The following is an 8,965-nucleotide window of genomic DNA, read 5'->3' as shown; positions in this document are numbered from 1 at the left end:
GTATAGAATTGATATTGTTGATGAACAAATCAAGGAATTAGAAAAGAGTTTAACCCTAGAACAACGGAAAAATACGTATTTAAATGTTAAACTTACATATTAAAGGAGGATTGTCAATTGAGTATTTATAGTGATTTTAAAAAAAATAGTAAAGTAGAAGAGTCTACAATAAATAAGTATAAAGAATACCTTCCTAAAGAATTGATTGAAGCATGGAGAATTTATGGCTATGGGACTTTTATGGATGGCTATTTAAAAGTAATAAATCCGGATGATTTTAGTTCTTTAGTAAGTGACACATACTTAAGGAGTAAAGGAACGATTCCTATTTTTACTACATCCCTAGGTGATATTATAATTTTTGAGAAAGATGAAAATCAAGAGTCGTATATAGTTATGATTAACTATCGGAAAGGTAAAACAAAAGTGTTAGCCTCAAAATTCTCCTTGTTTATTAGATTTTTAGAGGAAGAAGCATTTAAACAAAGGGCATTAGGTTGGTTACCTTATCCAGAGGCAATAAAACAATATAATGAACCAGAGTATGAAGAATGTTTTGGTTATACACCTTTACTAGGGCTTGGTGGAGAAGAAAAAGTAGAGAATTTAAAAAAGGTGAAATTGAAGGAACATATTCTAATTATTACTGAGTTTATGGGCCCTGTCCAATAATAGAAGAAGCAAGTGTTTTACTCCTATGCGAATGGATATATAGGATTAGTTTTAATAACTTACACTTACTAATTCATTTGCAGATATGTCAATGTTTGTATTGCTAAAGTTAAATATACAATAATTCATAAAAAGATCAATGAAAATAAAGTATATGTGGTGTGGAGAGAAAAAAATAGAGTGTTTGAAAATACGTACTTCATGATGGTTGTACCGTCATGGAGTATTATGTGCAATGATAGAATAGAAAAAGAATTACGAGCTTAGGCGAGATGACATTTTACTGTGCGACGAATATAAAGACATGGAATGGACATGAAACTAACGGACTCGTACAAACTCGTAAGTTTTAACGTAGTAGTTGTCACGACATACAAAAGGTGTCATACTGTTACTACAAAACTTACAAACTTATGTTACTTAAAAACATATGAACTTAAAGCACTTGATTGTCAATTAAAGGCAACAAGTGCTTTTTTGCGTTTAAGCGTAGAAATTTAAAAGAGCATTATAATTTTATAAGTGTATTAAGTGTTAAATTTTTATTGTTGTTTTATAGATTGTAATGGCTATGTACAGCGTACGACGATAGTAGAGGAAAAAATAAAGGGTTGTATTATTTTTGGAAATCATCGTAAAGTACGTTTTAACGGATGGACGTTATGCACACGTTATCCGCAAAAAACGGGTAAACGTTACAGGGATTGTAATTGCTGTAACGGGAAGGGGCTCAATATGGGAGAGAAAGTAGTTGGTTATGTACGAGTTTCAACGGAAGGACAAGTGCGTGAAGGGTATAGCCTAACGTATCAAGTAGAAGAAATTGAACGGTACTGCATCGAAAATAAACTACAACTGCTTCACATATACGAAGATAAAGGAATCAGCGGAGCGAAAGTAGATGAAGATGGATTAACAGTTGAACGTGAAGGTCTACAAGAGCTATTGTCGGATATGGCATATCATCAAGTGAGCAAAGTTATTGTACTAAATACATCTCGGTTATGGCGCTCTGATATGGCAAAAGTGTTAATACAACGAGAGCTAAAGAAACACAAGGTAGATGTGAAAGCAATTGAACAACCAAATTATAGTATATACACGCATGACCAAAATGACTTTTTAGTAAATGGTATGTTAGAGCTATTAGATCAATATCAACGTCTTGAGATTGCATTAAAGCTAAGTCGAGGCAGAAAGAAGAAAGCAGAACAAGGTGGATATGCGGGGGGCGGTGTGATGTTTGGTTATAGAGTAAAGAAAGAACAAAAGGTGTTAGAAGTAGATACGGAGAAAGCAGTGGTTGTACGTAGACTATTTGAGTTAAGACACTTTTTTAAACATTGGTCGCTGACTCAATTGGCAGAACGACTGAATAGGGAAGGTTATCGTACAGAGAAAGGAAAACAATTTACGAAAGTACAAGTGAAACGCATGTTAGACCGAGAGAGTTTTTATCGAGGGATATATACATACGGGCAAATACAAACAAACGGTAAACATCCAGCAATTATATAATAGTCGTACTTAAAAAAATCACTCATTTTACTATATGTACTTATGAAATTATGAAAATGGATAGGCTTGCGTACCTATGCGCATCGGAAGATGAACGCTCGAACTAAGGTTGCCGACGTTTTTATATATGACTAAATCATTGAATAGAGGGATGAGTTATGCATAATAGACAGAACTATTTGTATGTAGGAGTAGATTTACATAAGGAGCATCATACGGCTGTTATTATTAATTGTTGGCAAGAAAAATTAGGAGAAATACAATTTGATAATAAACCATCTGCATTTTCGAAGTTTTTATTAGAAGTAGAGACATATGTGAGTGCTGGGATAACTGTTGTATTTGGTTTAGAGGATGTTGGTGGTTATGGAAGAGCGTTAGCGAAATATTTAGTAGATCATGAACAAGTAGTGAAAGAAGGAAATCCAGCTTTATCATTTTTAGAGCGAAAAAGCCATGTGACGACACAAAAAAGTGATAGTTGGGATGCGGAATGCGTAGCCCGTATACTAATAAATAAGTTAAATCAATTACCAGATGCAAAGCCAAACGATTTATTTTGGTCGATACAACAACTAGTTTCAACAAGGAATGCATTAGTAAAAGCACAAAGTGCGTTAAAGAACCAATTACATATTCAATTAAACCACCATTATCCAAGTTATAAAAAGTTTTTCTCAGAGTTAGATGGAAAAACAGCATTAGCATTTTGGCAGCAGTATCCGTCACCCTTTTGTTTAGAGGGTGCGAATATAAAGCAATTAACAGCTTTTTTATTAGATGTTAGCAACAATACATGTTCAGTAAAGAAAGCAAGCGACATATTAAAACTTGTAAAAGAAGATGGACAAACAATGAAAGAGTATCAAGAAACACGAGACTTTTTAGTAAGAAGTATTGTACGGGATATTGAGTTTAAAAAGAAGGAAATGAAATACATCGAAAGAGAATTAAAACGGTTAGTAAATCTACTAGATTATCAATTAGAGACGATGCCGGGAATAGAACTTGTAACGGCATCAGCATTAATTGCAGAAATTGGGGATGTAAGGCGATTTCCAAATGCCAATAAATTAGCACGATTTGCGGGGATTGCGCCTGTTTACTTTGGTTCTGGTGGGAAAGGTAAGACACACAAAAGCAAACAAGGAAACAGGGCGCTACACGCTTTATTTTATAATTTAGCAGTACAGCAAGTGCAAGTAGCGAAAGGAAGTAAGTTACCTAGAAACCCAGTGTTTCATGCATACTATCAAAAGAAACTTAAAGAGGGAAAAACAAAAGGACAAGCATTGGTATGTATTATGAGAAGGCTTGTAAACATTGTATATGGCATGATGAAATATAAAACAGCTTATGAGTTGCCAGTAGTGGAAGAAAAAGAAGTAGTTTAATAAGGGTTTACATGGTTTGCTTTTTTATTGTGAGGGTTTAAGATTACAACATAGGGTACGGGTGAAGGTAGTACAAAAGTTAAAAAAACTGATAGTTTGTATAAGAGAAGTAGTTTTAGAAAAGGTACTCGTGTTAAAGCAGAAAGTGAAGCACCAAAAAATGCATCAGGAAAAATGATTTGTCCCACGTGCGGAAAAGATATTCCAGATAGTATTACCATTAATACTAAAAATGGACCAGTAAAAAGAATTGGATATGACTTAGATCATTATCCAGATACTTGGGCAGAAAGAGTTGTAAGTATGAAAACAGGTGAAGTAAAACCAACACGAAAAGAAGTATTGGATGAATATAATGCTCGACTAAGGGTTCAATGTCATGAATGTAATATAAGTCATAAATTTGAAGGAATAGAAGGAACATATAAAGGGGAGATAAAAGAATGATAAATTACGGAGAGCTTTATTATGACCATTATAGTAAATATTTAGGTGATCCAATAGACCGAGAGGTTTTTAAAAATAATGAAGAGATTCCGAGTATGCAAATTTTAAAATATGAAAATGTATTTGAAGAATGTTTAGTTTTTAATACACTTGGACTCAGTAAATATGAAGAAATAGTAGGGGATAATGTTGAAATTTCAATGGTAGTTGATGGGGCATTTAATAGTACAGGGTATATCCTTGCAAGTGCTTTATTTTATTGTATAGGTAATGGAATAGAAATAGGACGAGGAACAGCAATTAGTGGTATTGAAAGTATTGATAAATCATTTGTTCAAAAATATAATAAAAGTGCAGTTTACTTTACTGAACCATTCGCTTTTCCAGAAGAATATGGTGATGTACGTACTGGAAGTGAAGATCAAGATGGTAAAATTTTGTTAGCATTCTTTATTTCCCAGTCGGAATATGAATGTTTTGTAAAATACGGAACAGAAAAATTTGAAGATTTGTTAGAGGAAAATAACGTAGATCCTTTTAATGTTAGCAGGAAATCTATAATTTGAGGGTTAATTAGTATTGAAAGGTATAGACAATTAGGGTTAGAAATTAAAGAATTCACATAAGACAAGTAAACGAAAAAGAATAAGAATAAGAATAAGCTGTTAAAAAGTAAATACTTCATGATGGTTGTACCATCATGGAGTATTGTGTGCAATGATAGAATAGAAAACGAAGTACGAGCTTAGGCGATATGACATTTTACATGGTGGTGAATATAAACACATGAGATGGACATAAAACTAACGAACTCGTACAAACTCGTAAGTTTTAACGTAGTAGTTGCCACGATATATAAAAGGTGTCAAACTGTACTACAAAACTTACAAAATTAGCGATACTTAAAAATATATTAACTTAAAGTACTTGATTGTCGATTACAGGCAACAAGTGCTTTTTTTGTTTTAGTGTAGAAATAATGTGGTACAATCGCCTAGGGAAAATAAGACTTTAAAGAATGCACTAGATGCTATGAAAAATACTCCTATTCCAGTAACGGTTAGGATGGTGGATACTGGAATAGGAGTGAAGCTTCCTTCAACTGTTGGAGAAGTAACTGGAAAGTTTTCAAAGGCAAGTACGGTAACTAAGGATGACGCTTATCAACTTGCTCATGGGCATAGTAAATTAGAAGGAAGTAATAAAACTAGCGGAGTGGGTAATAATAGCTCGCGTACTGACGAAATTGGAATCGAATTTAAACGTAATCGGAAACATAATGAAGATGAGTTTATACGACAATTAAAAAACCAAGAAGATGGACTGGGAAAATTGACAGTTTATGAGTTTATTTAGAATCGGAACCAATTTTTAAAATATGGGAGATCAAAACAAGCAAATTCAGCTCAAAGATTAACACGAAAACAAGCTGTGCAAGATAAAATTGATGAATTTATGGAAGAAGGTTTTTCATTTAGGGAAGCAGAAGAGCAAGCTTTAAAGTGGATAAAGGATAAAGCTGCATTACATGACCCAGATCAAATTGCGGGTGGAAATCCATTAAAAATAACTGGCATGGGTGATTCTAGAATTAATTCATCAATAGGTTCGCAGTGGAAAAGCAGGATTGGTAATGTGGATAAGGAAATTAGACGAGTTGCTGACACCTTATCAGAGGAAGAAAAAAAATTGACATATCTTAATGTTAGATTGAAATCGGAGTAGGGGGATACTATGGAAAATATAAATGATTTTATATCTTTCGAAAAACCATCAACAGAGGTTATTGAAAAGTATACAGGGAAAGTTCCAGATCAAATAATAGATTTATGGAAATGCTATGGGTTTGGGAGTATGTTAAATGGATACTTAAGAGCAATAAACCCAGAAAAATATTTAGATATATTAAAGGAAAGTTATATCCGTTATGAAGAAGCTATCCCAATTTTTACAACAGGTATGGGAGATATTCTTGTGTGGGAAAATAACTATTTATTATTACTTAAGTATCGAAAAGGTACGGTAGATGTAGTAGCTGGAAAATTCAAGTTTTTCTTTAAAAATACGAAAGATGATTATTTTTTAGAGAAAGTATTGGATTGGAAGCATTATCAGCAGGCATTAAATAAATACGGAAAGCTTGAAATAGATGAATGTTTTGGTTACACACCTTTACTTGCACTAGGTGGACCAGAAAAAGTAGAAAACTTACAAAAAGTCAAACTTATCGAGCATGTTTATTTAATTACTCAATTTATGGGGCCGATAGAATAATGAAAGAAGAAACTGGAAGGTGGATTAATCCTCTTTCAGTTTTTTTATTTAAAAGGCTATTAATGTAAATGAAGCTTTAAAAGATACGATTGAGTTAATGTTATAATATAGAAATGTGGTAACGAGAAACTTGGATTAAATTTATAAAAAGTAATTTTTTATGAATTAAGGCTAACATAAATTCCTAGTATTATATAATTGAAATTAAACTAGCAAAAGGTGCGGACTCCGTAACCCCATTCGTTAAAGGTGTAGAAATACTGCCAGATGGAAGTGTCGTTAGAACTGGAACGAACTATAGCGGGAAATTCCAAGAAGCCCATGATGCCTAAAAAGCGAGTATTCAGAGTAGGATCTCGAATTTGGAGAGTGGTGGGGTTAAGGGTACGGGGGATAGTGGAATTCCTCCTAGGTACGGTGAGAGAAAGATTACAGATGAAGAATATGAAGCATTAAGAAAAAAAACACCGACAGCAAAAATAAGAAAACAAGTAAATAAAGGCCACAATAAAAAGATAGAAACGGAGGATCAGGCTCTTCCTGGAAAAACTTTTATAGGTTCACTAGAAGCAGATCATATTGTGTCTATGGACAGAATTGCAAGTATGGATGGTTTTGGTAATTTAACAGAAAAACAACAGTTAGAAGTATTAAATAACCCAGAAAACTTTACAGGATTAAGTAAATCTGCAAACACTTCAAAGCAATCTAAATCGTATGAAGAATGGACACATTATAAAAAGGGAACACCAGATGAGATAGAAGTTAGTCTTGACTTTAGGAGCAAGATGATTACAAGAGAAAAACAGCTTGAAAGAATATTGCAAAAACAAATTGATGATTTTAAAAAAGAATAATATAAAATAATATTAAAAAGGATGGGGAAAAATGAGTTCTAAGTTAGATATATTAAGAGAGTATAATGAAGATATTCAATTGATTAATGCAAATGAATTTAAGAATATAAATGCATCTTTAATTCCTGATTTATGGGTGGAAGTATTTAGTGAACATAATAGAGAAAAGAGAATCAAGAAAATTTTAAGTATATGGAAAAAATATGTAGATAATAATTTATCTAATACTATTGCTTACTTATCAGAATACCTTGAGGATATTGAACTGATGATAAGTGAGGACACCTATTCAATCTTGTATACAATAAAAAATCAAGGTGGAGAAGATTTATATTATGAAGGAAGAAATCCTAAAGATAGTTTTAATAATGAGGAATTAGAATCTTCATGGAGAGAAATTCCTGAATCTATTAGGGACTTTTATGAAAATGTTCATAATGGATTTTATGATTACACAAGTGAATCGATGGGATTGATGCCATTAGAAGCTATAACTTACTTTGGGGATGATGACTTAGAGTGGGGGATTATAGATGAATTGGAAGAACCTATAAAGATTAATTTAAAAACATCTTTTGGATTCTTTAGTAATGGTATGGGGAGCTACATAGCTATAGATTATGAAAATTGTAAGAATAACAATGCTACTTTTTGGTCAGCTAAGAGTCAGCCTAAATATAATGTTCACTTTTGGGATTTTGTAGATGAATGGATTGTTATCGGTTTTGAATAAAAGGTTTTTAAAATTTTGATACAAAGTCTATAAACCTTTTGACGTGATTGTGACATCTGAGGGGAAATTAAAAATTTATTATGGGTATACTAAATGGTATCAATCTACTTTTGGACCGAATGACCGAGTGGATTATTTTGAATATAAATATTTAGGGAAGAAACCGAGTAATGAAAATGAGCGAAGAAAATTCGAAGAGATGAAAGAATATGAAGAGCAAAATAAATCTTAAAATATTCTCTGTTAAATTAAGGAATGCATTATTAGCGAGTAAATATGTAAAATATCCAAATCAACTAACTTTAGTTGGGCTATTGAAAAAAGAATAGTGACGGATTAATGTTACTTATAAAACAGATGAACTTAGAGCACTTGATTGTCAATTAAAGGCAACAAGTGCTTTTTTGCGTTTTAGCGTAGAAATAATGTGGTACAATCGCTTAAGGAAAATAAGACTTAAAAAAATGCACTAGATGCTATGAAAAATACTCCTATTCCAGCAGCAATTAGGACGGAGGATACTGGAATAGGAATGAAGCTTTCTTATATAGAATCTTCAACTGTTGGAGAAGTAGTTGGAAAGTTTTCAAAGGCAAGTACGGTAGCTAAAGATGACGCTTATCAACTTGCTAAGGGTACGGGTAATGGTAAGCATTTAAATGATGTACCTAAAATAAAAGAAATTGAAGTGAACTTTAATAGAAATGTAAAACATGATTCAGAAGAGTTTGCGAGACAATTAAAAGACCAAGAAAAAGGTATGAATGAGCTTACAGTGGATGAGTATTTAAAAAATAGTGAAAGATACATAGCACAGGGGCGAGCTATTGAAGGGAATGCTGCTCAACAAGCTGCTAGAGAAGAAGCTTATGTACAAAAGGTAAATGAACTACAAAGAGAAGGATTAACGTTATCAAATGCCAAGAAAAAAGCCAAGGAATGGCTAGATACTCAAGCTGCACTTCACAACCCTGACCAGATAGCAGGTGGAAAGGTAGAAATAATAGGAGGTATGGGAGATAAAAGGATTAATTCTTCTATAGGTAGTCAATGGCGGTATAGAATTGATA

At 32.8% G+C, this 8,965-nt stretch carries 9 protein-coding genes and 3 pseudogenes; all 12 read left to right on the top strand.

Features of this window, described 5'->3' with window-relative positions:
• The first annotated feature begins 117 nt into the window (after positions 1 to 117).
• Entirely contained in the window at positions 118 to 672 is a 555-nt protein-coding gene (locus tag HMPREF2590_RS18620) for a T6SS immunity protein Tdi1 domain-containing protein (RefSeq protein WP_050821999.1), read from the top strand.
• A 735-nt stretch (positions 673 to 1,407) separates the two neighbouring features.
• On the top strand, positions 1,408 to 2,190 hold the full coding sequence (locus tag HMPREF2590_RS18610) for a recombinase family protein (RefSeq protein ID WP_050821998.1): 783 nt from the start codon (positions 1,408 to 1,410) through the stop codon (positions 2,188 to 2,190).
• Between the two features lie 158 nt (positions 2,191 to 2,348).
• On the top strand, positions 2,349 to 3,584 hold the full coding sequence (locus HMPREF2590_RS18605) for an IS110 family RNA-guided transposase (RefSeq protein ID WP_050821997.1): 1,236 nt from the start codon (positions 2,349 to 2,351) through the stop codon (positions 3,582 to 3,584).
• Between the two features lie 96 nt (positions 3,585 to 3,680).
• A complete protein-coding gene (locus HMPREF2590_RS18600) occupies positions 3,681 to 4,031 on the top strand; it encodes a GH-E family nuclease (RefSeq protein WP_223153415.1) in 351 nt (116 codons plus the stop codon).
• A complete protein-coding gene (locus HMPREF2590_RS18595; RefSeq protein WP_050821996.1) occupies positions 4,028 to 4,597 on the top strand; it encodes a suppressor of fused domain protein in 570 nt (189 codons plus the stop codon). Before HMPREF2590_RS18600 ends, HMPREF2590_RS18595 begins: the two co-directional genes overlap by 4 nt.
• A gap of 412 nt (positions 4,598 to 5,009) precedes the next feature.
• Positions 5,010 to 5,756: pseudogene (locus HMPREF2590_RS31130) on the top strand (polymorphic toxin type 15 domain-containing protein); the annotation flags it as partial.
• Between the two features lie 9 nt (positions 5,757 to 5,765).
• Complete coding sequence (locus HMPREF2590_RS18580; RefSeq protein WP_000427866.1) at positions 5,766 to 6,305, top strand: T6SS immunity protein Tdi1 domain-containing protein; 540 nt, start codon at positions 5,766 to 5,768, stop codon at positions 6,303 to 6,305.
• Between the two features lie 206 nt (positions 6,306 to 6,511).
• Positions 6,512 to 6,703, top strand: a pseudogene (locus HMPREF2590_RS31235) (DNA/RNA non-specific endonuclease); the annotation flags it as partial.
• Between the two features lie 3 nt (positions 6,704 to 6,706).
• Positions 6,707 to 7,162, top strand: a complete 456-nt coding sequence (locus HMPREF2590_RS31125; protein ID WP_229180715.1) for a hypothetical protein — start codon at positions 6,707 to 6,709, stop codon at positions 7,160 to 7,162.
• A gap of 31 nt (positions 7,163 to 7,193) precedes the next feature.
• Entirely contained in the window at positions 7,194 to 7,895 is a 702-nt protein-coding gene (locus HMPREF2590_RS18570) for an SMI1/KNR4 family protein (protein WP_000095661.1), read from the top strand.
• 37 nt (positions 7,896 to 7,932) lie between these two features.
• Positions 7,933 to 8,127 (top strand): annotated as a pseudogene (locus tag HMPREF2590_RS18565) (immunity protein YezG family protein); the annotation flags it as partial.
• A 246-nt stretch (positions 8,128 to 8,373) separates the two neighbouring features.
• Positions 8,374 to 8,965: polymorphic toxin type 15 domain-containing protein (locus HMPREF2590_RS31230; RefSeq protein WP_256325161.1), on the top strand; the 592-nt coding region annotated here is incomplete at its 3' end.

Source organism: Bacillus sp. HMSC036E02 (assembly GCF_001836235.1).
Taxonomy (GTDB): domain Bacteria; phylum Bacillota; class Bacilli; order Bacillales; family Bacillaceae_G; genus Bacillus_A; species Bacillus_A cereus.
Note: the sequence above shows the minus strand (reverse complement) of the source record. Positions and strands in the feature narration are given on the sequence as shown.

Bases quoted from the DNA above. Each gene is read 5' to 3' on its own strand.
- HMPREF2590_RS18605 (WP_050821997.1), top strand. From the start codon at position 2,349: ATGCATAATAGACAGAACTATTTGTATGTAGGAGTAGATTTACATAAG.
- HMPREF2590_RS18570 (WP_000095661.1), top strand. From the start codon at position 7,194: ATGAGTTCTAAGTTAGATATATTAAGAGAGTATAATGAAGATATTCAA.
- HMPREF2590_RS18595 (WP_050821996.1), top strand. From the start codon at position 4,028: ATGATAAATTACGGAGAGCTTTATTATGACCATTATAGTAAATATTTA.
- HMPREF2590_RS18610 (WP_050821998.1), top strand. From the start codon at position 1,408: ATGGGAGAGAAAGTAGTTGGTTATGTACGAGTTTCAACGGAAGGACAA.
- HMPREF2590_RS18580 (WP_000427866.1), top strand. From the start codon at position 5,766: ATGGAAAATATAAATGATTTTATATCTTTCGAAAAACCATCAACAGAG.